This is a genomic window from Flavobacterium sp. FlaQc-28, assembly GCF_044007415.1.
GTDB lineage: Bacteria > Bacteroidota > Bacteroidia > Flavobacteriales > Flavobacteriaceae > Flavobacterium.
The window spans coordinates 51,910-71,935 of the sequence record NZ_JBIPCM010000007.1 but is presented as its reverse complement, the minus strand read 5'-3'; the positions used below and the strand labels follow the sequence as shown (position 1 = coordinate 71,935).

The following is a 20,026-nucleotide window of genomic DNA, read 5'->3' as shown; positions in this document are numbered from 1 at the left end:
CATAGAAACAAAGTTTTTTGAGGATTTAAAAAAGGCGTTTCACTTGTTTAAATGAACATAGTTTAGCTATGTGTGGAAACTAGTTTCTTTTACTTTCTTTTTTCGAGACAAAAATCTATGTTTCTATGTGTTAAAACATTTTTTCACGCAAAGGGTTAAATTTCTGTACAAGTATCTTTTCTAGTTTCAAGATCTTTTGAGATTCTGTACGATATATATCCAATGCCGATTATTATGGCGACAAGGATTGTTGTGATATAGTTTTCCATGTATTATTTTTCTTCGTTATGAATTACGGCAACTGGTTTTCCAGAAACCTTTTCTTGTAAATGCTGGAAGATGATGAATAAAACAGGAATGATAAACAAACCTAGAATTACTCCTGAAATCATACCTCCGGCAGCACCAATACTAATAGAGTGGTTACCTTGAGCTGATGGTCCTTTGGCGCTCATCATTGGCACTAAACCAACAATAAAGGCAAGAGACGTCATGATAATTGGTCGTAAACGTAATTTGGCAGCATCAATTGAAGCTCTAACTAAAGCTTGTCCCGATTTTCGTTTCTGAACGGCAAATTCGACAATCAAGATGGCATTTTTGGCAAGAAGTCCAATCAGCATGACAAGTGCAACTTGTACATAAATATTGTTTTCGATTCCAGTTAAACCAATAGCTACGAATACTCCAAAAATACCTGCAGGGATTGACAAAATAACCGCTAGAGGAAGGATATAACTCTCATACTGTGCAGCAAGTAGGAAATAAATGAATATCAAACACAGTAAGAAAATTGTAGCCGATTGCCCTCCAGAAGAAATCTCCTCACGAGTTTGGCCCGAGAATTCAAACCCGTAACCTGCAGGTAATTGTTGTGCTGCTACTTCTTCAATTGCTTTAATGGCATCTCCGGAACTAAATCCTGGTTTCGGAATCGCATTAATAGAAATTGAGTTAAATAAATTGTATCGTGAAGCGGTTTCTGAACCATAAATACGAGTCAGTTTTACTAAAGTATTTATTGGCACCATTTCGCCTGTTTTGTTTTTCACAAAAACTCTGTCAATAGCTGTTGGATCGGCTCTGTCTTCGATATCGGCCTGAACAACTACTCGGTAATATTTACCAAATCGGTTGAAATCAGATGCTTGCGCGCTACCAAAGTAAGCCTGCATGGTTTGTAAAATGTCTTTTACATTGACACCCAATTGATTTGCTTTCTCATCATTAACTTCCAATTGCAATTGTGGATAATCGGCTTTAAAAGAAGTAAAGGCAACTGCAATTTCCGGGCGTTTCATTAATTCTCCGATAAAGTTTTGAGAAATACCGCTGAATTTATCCAGTTTTCCTCCCGTTTTATCTTGAAGAACTAAATCCAAAGCCTCAACGTTACTAAACCCAGGAACAGTTGGGAAACTGAACACGAAGAAACTTCCGCCAGAAATACTGCCCAGTTTACCACGTACCTGATTCATGATTTCGTCAATGTTTTTAACATCGCCACGATCTTCATTAGGTTTAAGCAATACGAAAACTACTGCAGATGATGGACTTGTAGAATTCGTCAATAAGTTGAAACCTGAAATCGCTGTTACGAATCTTGAAGCGTCTAAACCTCTTAAAGTTTTTTCAGCTTCGGTCATTACTTTCTGAGTTCCGTCTAATGATGTTCCTGATGGTGTATTTACTGCAATCGCAATAAATCCCTGATCTTCTGTAGGAATAAATCCGGCAGGAGTTGTTTTTACCATGATTACTGTTGCAATAGTAATTAAAGCCAATCCGCCTAAACTCAACCATTTTCTTCTGATTAAGAATTTAAGTCCGCCTACGTAACGATTCGTTAAAGATTCAAAACTGCTGTTGAAAGCGGTAAAGAATTTTTCTTTAAATCCTTTTTTTACATAAGGCGCATCATGATCGTGTGCTCCGTGATTATCTTTTAAGAATAATGCTGCAAGCGCCGGACTCAATGTTAAGGCATTTACTGCCGAAATTACAATTGCAATTGCCATCGTAAAGGCAAACTGACGATAGAAAACTCCTGTTGAGCCTTCCATAAAACCAACCGGCAGGAATACAGCAGCCATTACCAGCGTAATCGAGATAATAGCACCCGTTATTTCGTGCATTGCTTCATGGGTTGCGATTTTTGGAGACAAACGTTTGTGCTCCATTTTCGCATGCACCGCTTCGACTACCACAATAGCATCATCGACCACAATACCAATCGCCAGAATTAATGCGAAAAGCGTTAAAAGGTTGATCGAAAATCCGAATAACTGCATGAAGAAGAACGTTCCTAAAATTGCTACAGGTACAGCAATAGCCGGGATTAATGTTGATCTAAAATCTTGCAAGAAGATAAATACCACAATAAATACCAGTATAAAAGCTTCTAGCAAGGTATGTTGAACCTGTTCGATAGATTGGTCAAGAGATACTTTTGTACTATAGAAAATATTGTGTTTTATGCCTTTTGGAAAGTCTTTAGAAGCTTTTTCCATCATTTTATTGATAGCAATCTGAATTTCATTAGAGTTAGATCCCGCTAATTGAATCACCCCAATTACAACTCCTTTTTTACCATTTAAACGTGTTAAACTGTTGTAAGAGTAAGCACCAAGTTCAACTCTAGCTACATCTTTTAAACGAAGTACTGAACCATCTGCGTTAGAACGTATCGCAATATTTTGATAGTCTTCTGGTTTGGTTAGTTTTCCTTTGTATTTAATAACATATTCAAAAACTTCCTTGCTTCGCTCTCCAAATTTCCCTGGAGCCGCTTCCAAACTTTTGTCCTGAATAGCCGCCATTACTTCATTTGGCGTTACTTTATAAGTTGACATTTGTGTTGGATTCAACCAAACACGCATAGAGTAATCTTTAACACCACCAAAAATACTGGCAGAACCTACACCCGGAATACGTTTTAGTTCCGGAATAATATTAATTTGTGCATAGTTGGCAACAAAAGTCTGATCGTATTTTGCTTCATCATCAGTATACATACCAATCGCCATGATGAAACTGTTTTGTTGTTTCGCCGTAATAATACCTTGTTGTACAACCTCTGCAGGAAGCTGGCTTGTTGCTTGTGCAACTCTGTTTTGCACATTTACAGCAGCTTGATCCGCATCTGTACCAAGTTTAAAGAAAACAGTAATGGCCAAAGTACCGTCGTTACTGGCTGTAGAACTCATATAAGTCATGTTTTCTACACCATTTATAGATTCTTCGATAGAAGGTGCCACAGAACGTAAAACCGTTTCTGCGTTGGCTCCCGGATATACCGCCGTTACCAAAACCGATGGCGGGGCAATATCAGGAAACTGTTGTAAAGGCAGTTTAGTTAAACCCAATACTCCCAGAATTACCAATAAAATGGAAATTACAGTTGCCAGTACAGGTCTTTGTATAAATATTTTGAACATTGTCTTTTAGAATTATTTTTGATTAGTTACTTCGGCAACTTTAGTTGATTTTTCTGGCTGAATCGCTTGTCCATCCTGAAGTTTGTCAATACCGCTTAACACGATTTGGTCACCCGTTTTTACACCTTCTTTAATTAAATAATTAGTACCGCTTTTGCCTGCAATTGAGATAGGCATTTTAGTAACCTTGTTGTCTTTACCAACAGTGAAAACAAAAACTTTGTCTTGCATTTCAACTGTTGCAGCCTGCGGAACTAAAATTGCATCGTCGTGGTTTAATCCTAAACGAATTCTTCCTGTGTTTCCAGAACGTAACGTTCCGTTTGCATTTGGGAAAGTTGCTCTAATCGTGATCGCTCCTGTAGTTTTATCAAACTGACCATCAACCATATCGATTTTTCCCGTTTGAGGATAAGCATTGTTATCAGCCAAAATCAAAGTAACTGGAGGTAATTTTTTGATTTTGTCGCCAAGTGAACTTCCTGCATATTGAGTCTTAAAGTTGATGAAATCTGTTTCGCTCAAAGAGAAATAAGCAAATACTTCGTGAACATCAGATAGAGTTGTAAGTGCTTCAACATCTGATACTGAAACTAAACTTCCTTGTTTTTTAGGTAATCTTCCGATGTATCCGCTCACTGGAGCTGTTACGTTTGTGTAGCCTAAATTAATTTTAGCAGAACCTACCATTGCTTTTGCCTGTTCGATATTTGCAGCAGCAATTTTTTGAGAAGCTTTAGCCGTTTTTAACTGATAATCAGAAACTACTTTGTTTTGAACTAGCGGCGTCAATTTATCAACTTCTAAATTTGCGTTGATCAAAGCCGCTTCTGCAGCGTGAAGACTTGCCAAAGCATTGTTTAACTGCTCACGAAACGGACGTTCGTTTATTTTGAATAAAGTTTGTCCTTTGCTTACATAAGCACCTTCGTCAACAAAAATTCTGTCAAGGTTTCCGCTTACTTGTGGGCGAATCTCAACATCTACGGTTCCTTGTATTGCAGCTGGATATTCAGCATCAGTAGTTGTATTAGCACTTGTAATAGCCAAAACTGGTAAAACCGGTGGAGGTGGAGCAGTAGGAGCCTGATTTTTATCGGCACAACTGCTTAATACTAAGGCCAGAATTAAACTGGTTATAATTACATTTTTCATTTTCATTGTGGTTTTAATTGGTTGAACATTTTCTCGGATTAAATTCATTGGTATTCTGGCATTCTCGGGATTCATATTTAATTGAATTAAATTATCTAACGTTGTTAAGTAAATGTGCACAAACTTCTATACTTTATATCTTTTTCATTTTATTTTTAAACCACTATTAAAGTATTTAACAGTGTTAAGTAAAGTCTAAAAAAAGAGTTTTATTACCTCTATTAAATTTTCTAACAGTGTTAAGTGAAAGTTATAAAAAAAAGGATTCTATGTTATCCCGTTTAAATTATTTTACACTGTTAAGTAAAAAATGAAAAAAAACTATTGTATTGATTTGATGATACCGCCAATGGCATCTTTCAAAATTTGAGCATTTATTGTTTCTAAAATATCACTTTTATTAATGATGTTTATGGCAATTAAACCATGAATAACAGAAAAGAAAGTAAAATACTTTTGTTTTATGATATCTTCACTAGGATTGCTGTCCTTCATAACTTCAGCAATAACACCAGTGAACAATTTGTAAGGTGCTTCCTGAGCCGAACATCGCTGTGCACAGCAGGTCATTTGAACACCAAACATTAACTGGTACATTTCAGTATTAGTAAAAGCGAAGTCCCAATAAGTCATCCACATGGCTTCTAATTGATCTTCGGGTTTTTCAAACTTGTCAATTGCAATTTGCAGCTCTTTAGCAAGCTTGTTAAAACCTTTGCCTGTCAATTCTTCTAATATTGCTTCCTTATTCGAAAAATATTCATAAATAATAGGAGCAGTATATTCGATTCTGTCGGCAATTTTACGCATACTCAAACCATTCCAGCCTTCTTCTTTTACGATATCATAAGCAGCGCCAAGAATGTTACTTCTTGTCTCTTCTTTTTGTCTTAAAATTCGATCTTTGCTAGCCATTTTATTCGAGTATTAAATCGTTTAACACTGTTAGGCAAATGTATGGCGGATTTTCGAATTTCAAAATATTTTTATCATAATATTTTCTTATCGTACAATAAGTGTTTTTAAAATTCTTTGCGAAGTGTTTATTTTATTGAACTTTTAGTTGTAATATTTTTTTTTAGGAGCAGATCTTTTTCGTTTTATAAGACCATTTGTCCCGCTCTACATTATATTTTTTGTGGTGAACCCCACCACAAAAAGATACCATTTCGATCGGGGCTGGGAGAGAACGTGCATTTTTTCATTAGAACTTTGTCAAAGTTGGCAGGAACAATTTTCTCTCAGCAAAATTCTAGAGGAATGAAATATTTATAGATTATTGATTACACAGTTTAGAAAGAGCTCCAGCGGAGCGACATATTAATATTGTACATCCAAAAGATATTTCGCCCCGCTGGGACTTAATTGGAAATGGTGTTTTAAACTGGACGGAAGTCAAGATCTACAATATTTTCCGAGCCTTTGTTTCTTTATCTTACAGGATATTTTTCTGGATTTTGAGAAGTATGAAAAACTGCATTTAAAAATACCGTTTTTGATAATTCATCAACAATAAAAAATGCAACGTACGGAAATTTTTTAAATGGAAGATAACGATAATTAGTATCGTGAAATTGATAGAAAGGATTTAACTGTAAGGATTTGTAAACCTTTTTGTAATCATTAAGAAAATCTAAGGCAATTTTTTTGCTAACTTTTAAAATATAATATTCAACTGCTCCCTCAATATTTTTTAATGCAATTGGAGAAACAATAATCTTATAGTTCATACTTCTTTTTTAAATCAGTATAAACAGATTCAGCATCAGTATAAAGGTTTTTATCTGAAATAATTTGATCATTTAATATATGCTGTTGTTCTTCTGATAACTCATATGGTTTTATATTTGCTATCTCAAATTTAATTTTAAGGGCTTTCATAAAAGCTTTTACAGCTTCTATTTGAGAAGCGTCTTCTGTATAAGCCGTGATATTAATTGCTTGCATGATATTAATTTACGAAAGTTGATAAACAAAGTTAAGACAAAAGTCTAATTTTAATGTTAATCTCTACAATTTATTTTTTTCTTCATTACTGCGAATTGCAATTTTTCGTAACATTACAACAAAAAGAAATGAAACTAACAACCATCATAAAAACCACAATTACAATCTTAATTTTCCAGCAAACCTTTTCTCAAGAAACCAAAAAAGAAACGGCTCCGCCACAATACACAATCGAAAACTGTGTCAATCATTTTGATATAAATAAAGCGACCAAAACCAAAGTAGGTTATCAATATTGGTTTGCTGATAAAAATTTCACACAAGAAAACACACTCAAAATGAGCATTGTCGAACCCGGAAAATCAACGCACGCGCCGCATCATCATCCCGAAGAAGAATTTTTCTATATCTTAGAGGGAACCGCCGAGTTTTTTTTAAACGGAAAAACCGTTACAGCCGGTCCAAATACCAGTTTTTATTGTCCGCCAAATGCCGAACACGGAATTAGCAATGCAGGAAAAACAGATTTGAAATATTTGGTAATTAAAAAGGATTTGAGGTAGAGTGTCCTGAATTTGTTCATGAAGTTTGATGTTTTGACATAAGAAGGCTCAAACAATGGTGAATCAACAAAAGATATTTATACAAGAAACTCCATAAAGAATTCCCTCAATCTTGTCATTTCGACTGAAGGGAGGCACATGAGATCACGAACTCACGAGGTAAATCGCACAAGTACATCGACAAGGATTTGTTAGAAAGCAAAACTTACTCAAAATGAAAATTAAGAAATTCAAAAGTTTCATTAAAACTTCTTATCAATTCGATTTTTTTATCTCTCCGCCATTTTTTTAATTCTTTTTCTCGGGCAATTGCTTCCTGTATCCAAGTGAATTTTTCGTAATAAACTAAAAACTGAATATTATATTTTGCTGCAAAACTATTTATATTTAAATCTATATTTTCTTTATGTTTTGAAAGTCTTTTTTTTAAGTTGTTAGTAACTCCAATGTAAAAAGATGTTCGATGTTCATTTGTTATAATATAGACATAGTAACTATGAAAACCAAGTTGCGGATTTAGCATTTTGTGTTTTTTTTGTACGAATATACGTATTTGTTTTTGGTTTGTCATTTCGACCAAAGGGAGAAATCACACACGTATATCGACAAAGATTGTCGACTCGCTTTCTGGAGTTTCTAGTGCGATTTCTCCTTCCAGTCGAAATGACAAGATTGTGTCAAATCGTACAGTATGTTAATACTCACAGTTTGTCATTTCGACCGAAGGGAGAAATTACATACGTATATTGACAAAGATTGTCGAGTCACTTTGCGGAATTTCTAGTGTGATTTCTCCTTCCAGTCGAAATGACAAGATTGTGTCAAATCGTACAGTATGTTAATACTCACAGTTTGTCATTTCGACCGAAGGGAGAAATCACATACGTATATCGACAAAAATTGTCGAGTCACTTTGCGGAATTTCTAGTGCGATTTCTCCTTCCAGTCGAAATGACAAAAATGTGATAAATGTTTGCTGAAATATAGATTTCTTATATTTGATAAAAGAAACATATTATTTGAAAGAAAAACCTTTCTTTTTAAATGTTTTTCTCTATATTTGAAGTTCTTAAATCTTCACATTAAGACAAAATAAAATTTGCCCTCGTACTATGTAGTAAAGTTCCGAAAGGACTTTGACGCCGTGAAGAAGCGTAAGACTGCTAAGGTATGAGGGTTTTTCTTAAATTCTTCAAATTATGAGAACAAAAACCCTTTCCAAAGAAGCCGAAACAAGGCTTATTGATTTTTTTAACCATGTTATAGATCTCGAAGATATGGCTAAAGCATTGCGACAAGTAAATTATATTTTAGCTTTGGGCGTATTGCGAGAACACGAAACCCTCCAAACCAGAGTAAATGAGTTAGAAAACGGCTTTTTTTGGCTCAATGAATTGGCTGAAGTTTTAAATCCTTATTTAAGTGAGGAATAAGATTTACAAAATAAAACCTCGGTTTTTTAAGATCGAGGTTTTATTAATTTGTATTGTTGTTGAGATTTTGATGCATTTATAAGACTGATCTTTAAGTTAAAAACAGATTTTTGTTAGAGATTTCGGGTTGTAATCTTTGTTATATTTAATTCTTAATTCAAATGAAAAATTCAAAAAATACTATAATTCATATTAGTTGTTTACTCATAATTCTTGTTGTATTAAATGGCTGCTCCTCAAAACACATTAAAAAGGTAAATCAAGATATAAAAACAGACTTTGGTATAACGCTGACCTCACCTTCACAAGGAATATTTTTTGTTGAGAATCAAAAAGTTGCAGCCTCAGAAGAAGAAATTGAAATTCATAAAAAAACGGCAGATTTTATTTATAATAAATACGGTCCAGCAACAGATAACAGATTTGTAGGCAGAACAAACGCCAGAGAATTAAAATTTATTACTGCTAAAAAAACATACCTTATAGATATTACGATGCTTAATAAAAGAACGGCAATGGTTTTGTTTGATGGTAAAAATAAACCTGTTATAAAGTATAACCCTAAAAAATATAATAGTAATGTTGAAAAGCATTTTATTGCCAATTCTAACTAAAATAACACCCATGCAAAAAAGCAAATACAGTATTATTTGTATCATTTTTTTCTTTAGCCTATATTCTTTTTCACAAGAAAAAGCGACCGATAGTCTAACTTACAATTTTTCTTCTTATGTAAAAGGAGCAGACAAAACCAAGGATAATACTTATATCCGAAAAGTAAATGTTTATAAGTCAGATATATCAGATCAAATCATCAAGTATACTTTTTTGTGTATGGATTTTAAATTTGAAGGCCCAAATAATGTTTCCTACATTCGAAGAGTCGCTTATGTTTTTGATGATATTACAGTTTTGGTCAATCCAAGCGGAAAGATAATTGATGTCATAAAACCTGAGGATATGGATACAAGATGGCAGGAAACAAAGGAAAAAATACTGCTTAGTTATTCTGGTTCGGCAATAACAAAATATTTAGAACAAGTAGAAGAAACTATAAATAACAAACAAAAGCTAACTGATTTTCTGCAGTCGGATGCCATGTATGGACTCCTTTTAAAAGGGCTTTCACAAATAAATAATCCGGATCAATTATCGAAGATAAAATTTAATAAAAAAGAGGATTTAAAAACAATTACAGCAAAATCGTTGTCAAAAGATGATAAGGAACAGTTTGTAATCAAGAAAAACACCCTTATAAAAGCCACTAAAGCAAGTGAATCTGTTAGCTACGAAATTGATTTACTGCCATACCAAGAGTAATAATTTTTAAAATATATACATATGACAACACATCCATATTGGGGAAATGTAGAAGAAGATTGGGCTGGTTACTCCTCTGAGATTTATTTTTCATATCCGTTTTTTGACAAGCCTAAAACAGAAGTTTTTTTAGGTGATGAATATGATGAAGAGGGCGAAGAAATTGAAACGCCTCCAACCGAAAAACAATTGACAGCATTTGCAGAAACGTATAGAATTTTTATTGATAATATCGAAAACCGTTTGGCAGATTTACAATTAAAATCATTTGAACGATACAAAAGAGTTTATGCAAAATATTATGAAAACAGCGAGCAATCAGGTGAACCTCCATTAAACATTGACAGCATTGAAAAACACAACGACTACATTAAAGATTTAATGTATTTAAGGATTTTGGACAACAAGACCATTAAGGTAACTATTCGGTACAAGTTAGATACTGAACATGGCATTGAATTTAAGTTTGTAGATGGGCAAATAGAAGATGTTGGGGGTATTTCAGAGACTTAGATAAAGAAAAAAAACTCGAGTTTGTCGAGTTTTTTTATCTTTATTTTGTGCTTACAAGCGAGGTTTTTTGTGTCTGTACTGTCTTTCTTTTTTCGCCTGTTTATTCAATTTCTATATATTCAGAGTTTCCTTTTTCGCTTCCATTTGTCAGCCATTCCCAATCTAAAGACAATTTTATTTTATCATTCTCTGTCAAACTAATTTGTGCCAATGCTTTACCCGCTTTTAGTTCATTATCTGTAGTCAAGCATTGATAAAGCATATTTAATTCGTTGTCTTTTAATTCCGCAATAATTTTTCCGTATTTAATTGTTCCACCAAAATAGTCAGCAGTTACAAGATTACCATCCTGATTATAATTAAAAACAGTTTCTGTGTTTACTTGTCCATTATTTGAATTTTGAATTAGGGCAAATTTTTTATTCTTGAAATTAAATTTACTCATGTTTTTTTGAGTTTTATTTTGGAGGCTTTGAGGTAAAATTTTGTTCTTAACCATAACTCAGAGCTAGGTTAGGATATTCAAACTTGAATATGTAAAAATTATTCGATATTGTGTTTGTGTTTTTCGAAGTATTTTACTGCCATTTCCAGAATTTCTTCTTTTGTAGTGAAGTTGTATTTTAGTCCATCATTTGCGACATACAATTCGCCGAGTTTTGGAGTGTATTGCTCTCCATTTGAAGGAAATGATTGTACAAGTGTCATCCAATGATTTCGGTGTTGATCTTTGAAAGAAAATAAAGTGTTTTCTGATATTATAAAAGTAGTTCCGTTATCGTGATCTAGAATTGAAGCACTCTTACTGCTGTCATAATTGCCAAAAATAGTTACATTGGGGTTGTATTTTTTTGACAATAATTCCGTTATTTTTGGTGTTAGCGGCATGATAAGTGGTTTTAGTTTTTTGAGTAGGTCTCGTAAAATTAAGACTACGGTTTTCAGTTATTTTACTAATATACGACTTTTTTATGTCACAATACGTCTTTTTTAAGTCAAAAAAAGCAGAGGATTTCAATTGAGATACTATAAAATAGCACTTGATATTTAATCAAATAGGCACAATCAAGTTTATCATCTTTTTAAAATTGACATTGTTTTCAGTCGTAAGTTCAATTTAGATTTTTTGTTTTTGATTTCAAAAACAAAAAAGGACAGCACAAAAGTTGCTGTCCTTTTTTAACAAATTAAAACCAAACCAAATTTTAAAATGCTGTATTCTAAAATACGTACAGTTTTTGGTAATGACTAAATTGAAGATAAAACGCAGGTTATTCGTTTATGACATCTCCTTCTTTAGTTTCTTCGCTGGCAATTTTTACCAGTTTATCTTTTGCATTCAAATCGCCAAATATTTCGATTTTATCGTCGATTTCTCTACCTTTTTTTACGTTAACTCTTGTTGCTTTGTGATTAAGCACTTTGATTACAAAAATGCCTTCGGCAGCATTAACCACTGCTGATTTTGGAACTACAAATGTGCTGTCTTTTGCGTTTAAAGGCAATAAAACTTCGGCAACCATTCCGGGTAATAAATTTCCTTTTGTGTTGTGAACGTCCATTTCTACACGTTCAGAACGTAATTTTAAATCTAAAGCGCCGGACATTCTTGTAATTTTAGCGGTAAAAGTATCAGGCAGAGACTTTACATTAAAACTCATTTCTTCACCATTATGTAAATATCCTGTATACAATTCTGGAACAGAAACTGCCAAACGCAATTTACTTTGTTCCTGAATCGTTAATAACGGTAAATCTGAACCTTTTCCTGCCGGCCCCACAAATGTTCCTAAATTGACATTTCTAGCGGCTACAACACCATCAAAAGGAGCTCGAATTTCAAGATATCCTCTCATAATTGCGACTTCTTTATGCGCTGCAATTGCCGCTTGTAATTGTGCATAATCAGAGTTCTTTTTTCCGCTTGCCATTTCAAGATCGTTTTTAGAAATCGTTCCTTCCACTTTGCTTGTTTCGTACAAACGATTGTAAGTGCTTTTGCTCGTAGCATAAATCGCTTCCATCGATTTTAATCTCGATTCGGCTGCAGCCAGTTGCGAACTGATTTCTGGTGCTTCAAGTACAATTAAAAGTTGTCCTTTTTTTACTTTAGAACCAATATCAACTTTTAATGTTTTTACAAAACTGCTTACTTTAGCGTATAAATCTACTTGCTGAAAACCTGTTAATTCAGCAGGTAAACGCAGTTCAGTAGTTAGCTTTTCTTTTTCTAAAAGAAATGTTTCTGTTTTAGGTTCGATTTCTGCGGTAACAGTTTCTTCTTTCTTCGAATTACAGCTGTTCAGGAAAAATAATGCTGCAAAAAACAGCGCGGTTGGTTGTAGTATTTTAGTCTTCATTTTATGATTTTGTATAAAAGATGATGTAATGTCTTATTTAATAAATAGGCAGAAAGGATAAAAGTGTCCGAGGTATTTTCACCACGTGGGACTTTCGGCTTTATGACTTTCCAGCTTTCGGCTTATTTAATGATGAGATATAATGGATACTTTCTTCGTCTTCAGGATCTAAAGAAACAGATTGTGTCGATGCTTTTTCTTGTGCCCAGGCAAATATTTGCGGCAGAATTAATAATACGGCAAAAGTCGAGAATAATAAACCGCCAATAACTGCTCGTCCTAACGGAGAAACCTGATCGCCTCCTTCGCCATGACCAATTGCCATTGGTAACATTCCCGCAATCATCGCAACTGATGTCATAATAATTGGACGAAGACGCAGCGCCGCAGCTTCACGTGCCGATTCTAATGCGTTGCCGTTTATTTTTCGCAATTGTTCTGCATTGGTAACCAATAAAACAGCATTTGCAATCGAAACTCCTACAGACATAATAATTCCCATATACGATTGTAAGTTTAGAGTGGAACCAGTTAATGTCAGCATAATTAGTGCTCCTAAAACTACCGCAGGAACTGTTGTTAAAATTACCAGCGAAACTTTGAATGACTGGAAATTAGCGGCCAACATTAAGAAGATTACAAAAATGGCAACCAATAATCCTACTTGCAAACTGCTTAATGTTTCCTCCAATACTTTACTTAAACCAATAGGATTAATGAACAAACCACGAGGCAGTTCTCCTAAAGATTTAATTGTTACAGAAACATCTTTCGCTGCCGTCCCCAAATCGGTTTGATTGATGTTTGCTGTAACTGTAATGTATGGCATTGCCCCTAAATTGTCATTTTCACCGCTTACAAATCCAGGTGTAATTTTTGCAACGTCGCTCAAAACAGGACGAAGCGAATTTTTTAATAACGGAATTTCTCCCATATCCGTTTTGCTTTTCATTTGATTCAATGGTACTTGAACCTGAACGTTGTATGATAATCCGGCTCTTTCATCAACCCACATATTTTTTTCGGTATATCGAGATGATGAAGTCGAAGCCACAAGCGAACGCGAAATATCATTCATATCAACTCCAAGTTCAGCGGCACGCGTTCTGTCAATATCAATATTCATTGCTGGATAATGAATAGGCTGACCAATTTGTACGTCTCTGAAATACGAAATCGCTTTTAGTTTATCGACAATTTGATTAGCGTATAATTCATTTCGTTTTTTGTCTTTTCCTGCAATTCTAATTTCAATTGGAGTAGGAGAACCTTGGCTTAATACTTTATCCGTTAACTCGATTGGCTCAAAAGAAACTTTAGTGTCTGGCAGTACTTTTTTAAGTCGTGCTCTAAAGTCATCTTTAAAATCATCCATATCAACATGATAATCTTTTAAACTTACCTGAAAAACGGCTTCATGCGAGCCTGCCATGAATAAATAAATTGGATTGATAGAGAATAAAGACGGATGCTGTCCTACATAAACAGAAGAAATTCCGATATGCTCTGGTCCAACCATTTTTTTCAATTCTTTTAAAACAATTACGGCTTGTTCTTCCGTTCTTTCCAAACGCGTTCCATCTGGAGCACGAAGTCTTAACTGAAACTGACTTGAATTTACTTTCGGGAAAACATCTTTTCCAATAAAAGTAAGTAACACAATAGCTAAAACTGTTGCAGAAACCAGATAAACAATACTCGTGGCTTTTTTATGAACAAACAATCGATCTAGAGTTCTCATAAAGCGAACTCTGAAACGCTCAAAAGCACTTATTTTTCCGTCTTGATTGGTATCTTCTCTTTCAACCATTACTTTTTTCTGGCTGATTAAGTCTTTTTCAGATTCTGGTGTTAAACCGCAGGCATTAAATTCGGCTTCATCGTCTGTAATTTCTGGTGCATGCTCATGTTTTGGATGTGCTTTCATTAACCAGTTTGCCATTACGGGCACAAATGTCTGCGAAAGCAAAAATGAAATTACCATCGAGAATCCAATTGCTAAAGCCAAAGGCAAAAATAATGCTCCCGGAATGCCAACCATTGTAAATGCCGGCGCAAACACGGCAAGAATACAAAGTAAGATCAATAATTTGGGTAATGCGATTTCTTGACAGGCATCCCAAATGGCAAGTGCTTTTGGTTTTCCCATATCGAGATGCTGGTGAATATTTTCGATTGTTACCGTACTTTCATCCACCAAAATTCCAATTGCCAGTGCCAATCCGCTTAAAGACATTAAGTTGATAGTCTGTCCGAATAATTTCAAGAATAAAACTCCCGAAATAATCGAAATAGGAATGGTTAGGATTACGATTAATGCGGCACGTTTATCTCCAAGGAATAATAAAACCATTAAACCCGTTAGAACAGCTCCAATAATCCCTTCGGTAATTAAACTTTTAACCGAATTGATTACATAGACAGATTGGTCAAATTCATAAGATAATTTTACATCTTCAGGTAATGTACTTTGAATTTTAGGCAGTTCGGCTTTTAGTTTCTGAACCACATCCCAAGTCGAAGCATCTCCCGCTTTTGCAATACTAATATAAACCGAACGTTTTCCGTTTACTAATGCATAACCTTGTGTAATATCTGCTCCGTCTTTTACGGTTGCAACATCGCCTAATTTTAAGTTTTGAACGCTTCCTTTAAATAACGGAATGTTTTCAAAATCTTTAACTTCTTTAATCGTATTATTAGTTGGTGTAATATAGTTTTTATCACCCATTCTCACGTTTCCAGAAGGAGCCGTTTGATTGTTTACACGAATTGCTTCTACAATTTGATCGGGTGTCATATTGTGCGAACGCAATAAATCTGGATCAACGTTTACCTCAATTGTTCTTGGGCTTCCGCCGAATGGTGCCGGCGATAATAAACCAGGAATAGAAGTAAACGAAGCACGAACATAAACGTTGGCTAAATCCTGTAATTCATTATTTGATCTGATTTTACTGCTCAATACCAATTGACCAATTGGCAGAGAAGAAGCATCAAAACGAATGATAAACGGAGGCTGTGTTCCGGGAGGAAATGCCGCCTGAATCCTGTTCGAAAGCGAACTTAATTCGGCTGCAGCCTGCGCCATATTTGTGTTTTCATAATAGGTTAATTTCATAATCATTAACCCTTGAATATTTTTGGTTTCTACTGATTTTACACCATTGGCAAAAGGCAGAATGTTGACATAAGTCTTAGCAAAATAAGCTTCCATTTGGTCTGGAGTATAACCTCCAAATGGATGCGCAATATAAATAACCGGCAAATTCATTTTGGGCAGAATATCTACCTTAATGTCTTTGATGGCACCAATTCCGAAGAAAAATAGACTCGCAACCAATACTAATATGGAGATGGGTTTGCGGAGTGCAAAACGTATTAAATTCATTAGGATCTATAATTAAAATTCATTTATAAATAAGTCAAAATTGCCCGTTGCAGCCACTTTTAATAAATACGACTGCCATACATTATTGTTGACAATATCGCGATCAATTTCGGCACGGTTTAAAGTGTAAATTGTTTGAGTCAAATCTGTTAAATCTGTTAAGCCGTTTTTGTATAAAGTCGATTTTTGAATGTAAGCTCTTTTTGCCGCATCAACCTGAATAGGAGCTTCGGCATAATTATCCATGGTAATTTTGATCTTATCTTCGGCAAAAGTCAATTGCGATTTCAATTCTCTGTCTGCCTGATTGTATTCTTCCTGTAACGCTTGCGAAACAAATTTTTGAGCGCTCACTTGTTTGCTTGATCTAAAAGGAGTTGTTAAATTCCATGTAATTCCAATTCCAATCAAATAATTGCTTCGATCCGGATTTACGCCATCCCAATAATTTCTGCTAAAAGCATGTTGATCTGTTGCATAACTATTCTCAAATCCTGAAGCTCTGGTTTGCAAAACACCAAAAGCACTCATAGTTGGATAGTAAAAGCGTTTGTACAATTTTACCTGTTGATTGCTGTAATCGATTTTGGTTTTATAAAATTGCAATAAAGGGTGAAGACTGTCTGTGGCAGTGTTTTCTTTTACAAGTTCTTTTGGTATTTGAGTTACAAAAAGTGTATCTGCAGCAAAATCCTGAGGAGCAACGCCCATTAAATCAACCAATTTATTGTTTTGTTCTTTCACGAAATTCTGTGCAAGATTCAAAGCAATTTTAGCTTTTGAAACTTCGGCAGTTGCCAATGTTGAATCTACGCCGGCTAATAATCCGTTTTTAACCCTTGCAACAGCTGTTTTTTTGAAAACCTCTGCACGGCTTAAATTCTTTTGCTGAGAGATCAACAATCTTTGGCTTGCCAATAGATTTAAATAAGCGGCCGAAATCTTGATTTCTTGTTGGAATTTTTCCTGCTCTAAATCTTTTTCTTTGGCCTGAACATCAATTTTAGATAAATTGATTTTTTCCTGCGTTTTTCCAAAAGTGAAAAAATCCCAGTTCATGTTTACCAAATAAAGTGCTCCAAATGCTGAATTCCAGTTTTGTTGCGGAAGCGGAAGTCCAGACGAAGCAACTCCAAGTCCGCCAAAACCATAAAGCGGTCCGTTTTGCCCGTTTACAGTTCCGTAATCTTGCTGTGCCGATAAATTTAAGTTAGGCAGATAATCACGACGAGATTGTTTTAAAGTCTCTTTTGAAGCATTCGTGTAATTGTTTTTTGCTCGAATCGAACCGTAGTTTTCAAGCCCTGTTTTTATCGCTTCTTTTAAAGACAAGGTTTGAGAGTAACCGATCGAGGCAAAAATCAAGAAAAATAATAAAGTAATTTTTTTGAAATACATAAACTCAAGTGTGAAATTATAGAACAAATTTATTTAGCTTAAACTGATAAAAGTCAGGTTAAGTGATGTACTGCAATTATAAATGACAAATTCAATTGGTCATTTTTACGAAATAATAATTAAAATTTTGTCCGTACTTTGTACCCTATTTAAGTTTTAAAAATGAACGAGAAGTTTGACAGCATAGTAGATAATAAATGGTGGCAGGAAATTGCGGTCGTCGCTTTTTCTTTTACTATTTATACGTTAAAAAACGATTGGATGTTGTTTAGTTCTATGGCATCCATTTTAATGGGTATTTTTTTCTACCTGATTCTTTATCTTCACGCTCAGTTTAATCGTTTTTTTCTTCTTCCAATATTATTTAAAACACGTCGTCCTGTTACTTATATATTATTAACGCTTTTTGGAGTTGTCGTTTTCTCAATCGTTTTGTACGAGATTACAACCTTAGATATGTTTAATAACTGCCGCTTGTATCAAAATTCGCATCAACGAAGTTATGTTTATCAGCTTGCGAGTGTTTTGGGAACATTAGTTTGTATTTTGAGTCCAATTATTGTTTTTAAATTTTACCGAATCCATAAAAGAAGAACAGACGAAGCGCTGCTTTTTAATCAAATGCAGTTGAACTCTTTAAAAGGACAATTGAATCCGCATTTTTTGTTTAATACCTTCAATACGCTTTACGGAATTAGTTTGAAGTTTCCAGACAGAACGCCGGATTTGATTATGAAGGTCTCGCAGTTAATGCGCTATCAGCTTGAAAGCAACAGCAAACAATGCGTATCTTTAGAAGATGAACTGGAATTTATAAACAGTTATGTGCAACTGGAAAAAGAACGAGTAGGTTATCGTTGTGATGTTACTTATGATTGCAAAATCGATAACGAGAATGCTTATAAAATCTCACCAATGCTTTTAATTGCTTTTATCGAAAATGCTTTTAAACATGGCACCTGTGCAATTGAAAAGTGTTTCGTAAGAATTTTTATTACGGTCGAAAAAGGAGATCTTCATCTGCATGTGGTAAATTCTATTCCAACGAAGAAAACTGATGTTGTTTCAACCAAAATTGGTTTAAAAAACACAATTGAAAGGCTGAATTTGATTTATGGTAAAAACTATAAACTCGATATTCAGGAAGAAAAGAATACGTATATAGTCGATTTGAAACTGCAGCTGAAAAAGTTTGTGTAATGAAAGATCCAAAAAAGTGTATAATTGTTGATGATGAGCCGGCAGCACATTATGTTTTGGCGAATTATATTAAGCAGAATCCGCAATTAGAATTGGTTTTTCAAGGTTATAACGGCATTGAAGCGATGGACTTTTTAAGAGAAAACAAAGTCGATTTGATGTTTTTAGATATCAATATGCCAGAGATTTCTGGAATGGAACTGCTCAAAATAATTCCGAATCATCCTAAAACTATTTTAACAACCGCTTATTCTGAATTTGCGCTGGAAAGTTATGATTATGGAGTAATTGATTATTTGCTGAAGCCTATTTACTTTCCGAGATTTTTAAAGGCTGTTGAGCGTTTTTTCTCCACAGAAAATATAAAAGGAAAAGAAGAAGAGATTGTTATTGATACTTTAAATGTAAAAGTTGACGGTTATTTTATTGACATAGAATTGGATCAGCTTTTGTTTGCGCAGAGTTTTGGAAATTACGTAAAACTGCATACGCTAAAGCGAACTTATTTAGCTTCAATCACCACAACTGAACTTGAAAAATGTCTGCCGGAAAAGAATTTTATACGCATACATAAATCTTACATTGTGGCTTTGGATAAAGTTGACAGTACCGAAAAGGATTTTGTTACGATTAAAAATGAAAGGCTTCCAATAGGCATTACTTATAAGAGAGAACTTTCAGATCGTTTAAAAAAGTAAAAATTGTTAATAATATTTTGTTTAAAGTTTAATAAAAAGTAGTAATTTTAATACGGTTAGATTATGGCTTTTTAATTTGAAACTGAGGAAGTATGAAGAATATTTTGCTTGTAATGCTCTTTTTGTACAGCGGTTTATTGATTGCTCAGAATGGATTGTCTGAAAACAAGATTATTACGCCGCCAGAAAAAGTGCTGTTTACTTTTCAAAAAGAATATCCGAATAAAGAAGCAGTTTGGTCACTCAATTATGTTGGAGATGACGATGATGAAATAAGGTATGAAGCTAAATTCAATGCAGACAAGAATGTTAAAGCTCTTGCAGTTTATGATAATTTAGGAATACTAAGAGCATTTGAACAGCAAATTCCATTAAGCCAATTGCCGTTGAAGGCACAAAACTATCTGAAGAAAAATTATCAGCCAAAAGCAATAAGAGAAATTGCGGTAGTTGTAGACTATAAAAGTATAACAACCTATGAAGTTGGAGTAGAGAAAAACGGGAAGTTTTATGATCTTGTTTTTGATAAAAATGGCGGCTTTGATGTCAGCATCGAGAAAAATTAGAATGCTTACTTACTAATTCAATTATATTTAGAACGACAAACCCGA

General features: G+C 34.3%; 19 protein-coding genes. 8 read left to right on the top strand and 11 right to left on the bottom strand.

From position 1 onward, the window contains the following. Positions 1-272: 272 nt before the first annotated feature. The 5 genes from ACHRVL_RS17150 to ACHRVL_RS17130 all read right to left on the bottom strand — a co-directional run bounded on the left by ACHRVL_RS17150 (position 273) and on the right by ACHRVL_RS17130 (position 6,539). Positions 273-3,437 carry an efflux RND transporter permease subunit gene (locus ACHRVL_RS17150; RefSeq protein WP_395414702.1) on the bottom strand — a complete coding sequence of 1,055 codons (3,165 nt, stop codon included), beginning with the start codon at positions 3,435-3,437 and terminating at the stop codon, positions 273-275. Positions 3,438-3,449: 12 nt separating this feature from the next. Beyond that, the gene (locus ACHRVL_RS17145) at positions 3,450-4,667 is read right to left on the bottom strand and encodes an efflux RND transporter periplasmic adaptor subunit (RefSeq protein WP_395414701.1); all 1,218 of its coding nucleotides are present in this window, start codon (positions 4,665-4,667) and stop codon (positions 3,450-3,452) included. A 246-nt stretch (positions 4,668-4,913) separates the two neighbouring features. Beyond that, positions 4,914-5,507: a TetR/AcrR family transcriptional regulator gene (locus ACHRVL_RS17140; protein ID WP_089054049.1), complete on the bottom strand. Its 594-nt coding sequence runs from the start codon at positions 5,505-5,507 to the stop codon at positions 4,914-4,916. Positions 5,508-6,022: 515 nt separating this feature from the next. After that, on the bottom strand, positions 6,023-6,322 hold the full coding sequence (locus ACHRVL_RS17135; protein WP_395414700.1) for a type II toxin-antitoxin system RelE/ParE family toxin: 300 nt from the start codon (positions 6,320-6,322) through the stop codon (positions 6,023-6,025). After that, positions 6,312-6,539: a DUF2683 family protein gene (locus tag ACHRVL_RS17130; RefSeq protein WP_395414699.1), complete on the bottom strand. Its 228-nt coding sequence runs from the start codon at positions 6,537-6,539 to the stop codon at positions 6,312-6,314. Before ACHRVL_RS17130 ends, ACHRVL_RS17135 begins: the two co-directional genes overlap by 11 nt. A 128-nt stretch (positions 6,540-6,667) precedes the next feature. Here ACHRVL_RS17130 and ACHRVL_RS17125 point away from each other — a divergent pair, with 128 nt between their 5' ends. After that, positions 6,668-7,102 (top strand): cupin domain-containing protein, encoded by a 435-nt coding sequence (locus tag ACHRVL_RS17125; RefSeq protein WP_395414698.1) that lies wholly within the window; start codon positions 6,668-6,670, stop codon positions 7,100-7,102. A gap of 205 nt (positions 7,103-7,307) precedes the next feature. On the opposite strand, the gene ACHRVL_RS17120 is transcribed toward ACHRVL_RS17125, so the two are convergent. Beyond that, positions 7,308-7,625, bottom strand: coding sequence for a GIY-YIG nuclease family protein (locus ACHRVL_RS17120; RefSeq protein ID WP_129055419.1), 318 nt, complete (start codon positions 7,623-7,625; stop codon positions 7,308-7,310). Positions 7,626-8,301: 676 nt separating this feature from the next. On the opposite strand from ACHRVL_RS17120, the gene ACHRVL_RS17115 reads away from it, so the two are divergent. The 4 genes from ACHRVL_RS17115 to ACHRVL_RS17100 all read left to right on the top strand — a co-directional run bounded on the left by ACHRVL_RS17115 (position 8,302) and on the right by ACHRVL_RS17100 (position 10,368). Further along, on the top strand, positions 8,302-8,535 hold the full coding sequence (locus ACHRVL_RS17115; protein ID WP_395414697.1) for a hypothetical protein: 234 nt from the start codon (positions 8,302-8,304) through the stop codon (positions 8,533-8,535). A 161-nt stretch (positions 8,536-8,696) separates the two neighbouring features. Then, positions 8,697-9,149, top strand: a complete 453-nt coding sequence (locus tag ACHRVL_RS17110; RefSeq protein WP_395414696.1) for a hypothetical protein — start codon at positions 8,697-8,699, stop codon at positions 9,147-9,149. Between the two features lie 10 nt (positions 9,150-9,159). Beyond that, positions 9,160-9,855, top strand: coding sequence for a hypothetical protein (locus ACHRVL_RS17105; protein ID WP_395414695.1), 696 nt, complete (start codon positions 9,160-9,162; stop codon positions 9,853-9,855). A gap of 21 nt (positions 9,856-9,876) precedes the next feature. Next, on the top strand, positions 9,877-10,368 hold the full coding sequence (locus ACHRVL_RS17100) for a DUF6985 domain-containing protein (protein WP_395414694.1): 492 nt from the start codon (positions 9,877-9,879) through the stop codon (positions 10,366-10,368). 100 nt (positions 10,369-10,468) lie between these two features. Here ACHRVL_RS17100 and ACHRVL_RS17095 read toward each other — a convergent pair whose 3' ends face one another. From ACHRVL_RS17095 to ACHRVL_RS17075, 5 genes are all read right to left on the bottom strand, one after another. Continuing rightward, complete coding sequence (locus tag ACHRVL_RS17095) at positions 10,469-10,813, bottom strand: hypothetical protein (RefSeq protein ID WP_395414693.1); 345 nt, start codon at positions 10,811-10,813, stop codon at positions 10,469-10,471. 98 nt (positions 10,814-10,911) lie between these two features. Beyond that, positions 10,912-11,256, bottom strand: a complete 345-nt coding sequence (locus ACHRVL_RS17090; RefSeq protein ID WP_395414692.1) for a hypothetical protein — start codon at positions 11,254-11,256, stop codon at positions 10,912-10,914. Between the two features lie 383 nt (positions 11,257-11,639). Further along, positions 11,640-12,728 carry an efflux RND transporter periplasmic adaptor subunit gene (locus tag ACHRVL_RS17085; protein ID WP_395414691.1) on the bottom strand — a complete coding sequence of 363 codons (1,089 nt, stop codon included), beginning with the start codon at positions 12,726-12,728 and terminating at the stop codon, positions 11,640-11,642. A gap of 100 nt (positions 12,729-12,828) precedes the next feature. After that, a complete protein-coding gene (locus ACHRVL_RS17080; protein ID WP_395414690.1) occupies positions 12,829-16,119 on the bottom strand; it encodes an efflux RND transporter permease subunit in 3,291 nt (1,096 codons plus the stop codon). Between the two features lie 12 nt (positions 16,120-16,131). Then, complete coding sequence (locus ACHRVL_RS17075) at positions 16,132-17,517, bottom strand: TolC family protein (RefSeq protein ID WP_395414689.1); 1,386 nt, start codon at positions 17,515-17,517, stop codon at positions 16,132-16,134. A 162-nt stretch (positions 17,518-17,679) separates the two neighbouring features. Here ACHRVL_RS17075 and ACHRVL_RS17070 point away from each other — a divergent pair, with 162 nt between their 5' ends. The 3 genes from ACHRVL_RS17070 (at position 17,680) to ACHRVL_RS17060 (ending at position 19,981) form a co-directional block, all read left to right on the top strand. Further along, positions 17,680-18,717 carry a sensor histidine kinase gene (locus tag ACHRVL_RS17070; RefSeq protein ID WP_395414688.1) on the top strand — a complete coding sequence of 346 codons (1,038 nt, stop codon included), beginning with the start codon at positions 17,680-17,682 and terminating at the stop codon, positions 18,715-18,717. Continuing rightward, complete coding sequence (locus tag ACHRVL_RS17065; protein ID WP_395414687.1) at positions 18,717-19,415, top strand: LytR/AlgR family response regulator transcription factor; 699 nt, start codon at positions 18,717-18,719, stop codon at positions 19,413-19,415. Before ACHRVL_RS17070 ends, ACHRVL_RS17065 begins: the two co-directional genes overlap by 1 nt. Before the next feature lie 92 nt (positions 19,416-19,507). After that, positions 19,508-19,981, top strand: coding sequence for a hypothetical protein (locus ACHRVL_RS17060; protein ID WP_395414686.1), 474 nt, complete (start codon positions 19,508-19,510; stop codon positions 19,979-19,981). Positions 19,982-20,026: the final 45 nt, after the last annotated feature.

Bases quoted from the DNA above. Each gene is read 5' to 3' on its own strand.
- ACHRVL_RS17150 (WP_395414702.1), bottom strand. From the start codon at position 3,437: ATGTTCAAAATATTTATACAAAGACCTGTACTGGCAACTGTAATTTCC.
- ACHRVL_RS17145 (WP_395414701.1), bottom strand. From the start codon at position 4,667: ATGAATCCCGAGAATGCCAGAATACCAATGAATTTAATCCGAGAAAAT.
- ACHRVL_RS17140 (WP_089054049.1), bottom strand. From the start codon at position 5,507: ATGGCTAGCAAAGATCGAATTTTAAGACAAAAAGAAGAGACAAGAAGT.
- ACHRVL_RS17135 (WP_395414700.1), bottom strand. From the start codon at position 6,322: ATGAACTATAAGATTATTGTTTCTCCAATTGCATTAAAAAATATTGAG.
- ACHRVL_RS17130 (WP_395414699.1), bottom strand. From the start codon at position 6,539: ATGCAAGCAATTAATATCACGGCTTATACAGAAGACGCTTCTCAAATA.
- ACHRVL_RS17125 (WP_395414698.1), top strand. From the start codon at position 6,668: ATGAAACTAACAACCATCATAAAAACCACAATTACAATCTTAATTTTC.
- ACHRVL_RS17120 (WP_129055419.1), bottom strand. From the start codon at position 7,625: ATGCTAAATCCGCAACTTGGTTTTCATAGTTACTATGTCTATATTATA.
- ACHRVL_RS17115 (WP_395414697.1), top strand. From the start codon at position 8,302: ATGAGAACAAAAACCCTTTCCAAAGAAGCCGAAACAAGGCTTATTGAT.
- ACHRVL_RS17110 (WP_395414696.1), top strand. From the start codon at position 8,697: ATGAAAAATTCAAAAAATACTATAATTCATATTAGTTGTTTACTCATA.
- ACHRVL_RS17105 (WP_395414695.1), top strand. From the start codon at position 9,160: ATGCAAAAAAGCAAATACAGTATTATTTGTATCATTTTTTTCTTTAGC.
- ACHRVL_RS17100 (WP_395414694.1), top strand. From the start codon at position 9,877: ATGACAACACATCCATATTGGGGAAATGTAGAAGAAGATTGGGCTGGT.
- ACHRVL_RS17095 (WP_395414693.1), bottom strand. From the start codon at position 10,813: ATGAGTAAATTTAATTTCAAGAATAAAAAATTTGCCCTAATTCAAAAT.
- ACHRVL_RS17090 (WP_395414692.1), bottom strand. From the start codon at position 11,256: ATGCCGCTAACACCAAAAATAACGGAATTATTGTCAAAAAAATACAAC.
- ACHRVL_RS17085 (WP_395414691.1), bottom strand. From the start codon at position 12,728: ATGAAGACTAAAATACTACAACCAACCGCGCTGTTTTTTGCAGCATTA.
- ACHRVL_RS17080 (WP_395414690.1), bottom strand. From the start codon at position 16,119: ATGAATTTAATACGTTTTGCACTCCGCAAACCCATCTCCATATTAGTA.
- ACHRVL_RS17075 (WP_395414689.1), bottom strand. From the start codon at position 17,517: ATGTATTTCAAAAAAATTACTTTATTATTTTTCTTGATTTTTGCCTCG.
- ACHRVL_RS17070 (WP_395414688.1), top strand. From the start codon at position 17,680: ATGAACGAGAAGTTTGACAGCATAGTAGATAATAAATGGTGGCAGGAA.
- ACHRVL_RS17065 (WP_395414687.1), top strand. From the start codon at position 18,717: ATGAAAGATCCAAAAAAGTGTATAATTGTTGATGATGAGCCGGCAGCA.
- ACHRVL_RS17060 (WP_395414686.1), top strand. From the start codon at position 19,508: ATGAAGAATATTTTGCTTGTAATGCTCTTTTTGTACAGCGGTTTATTG.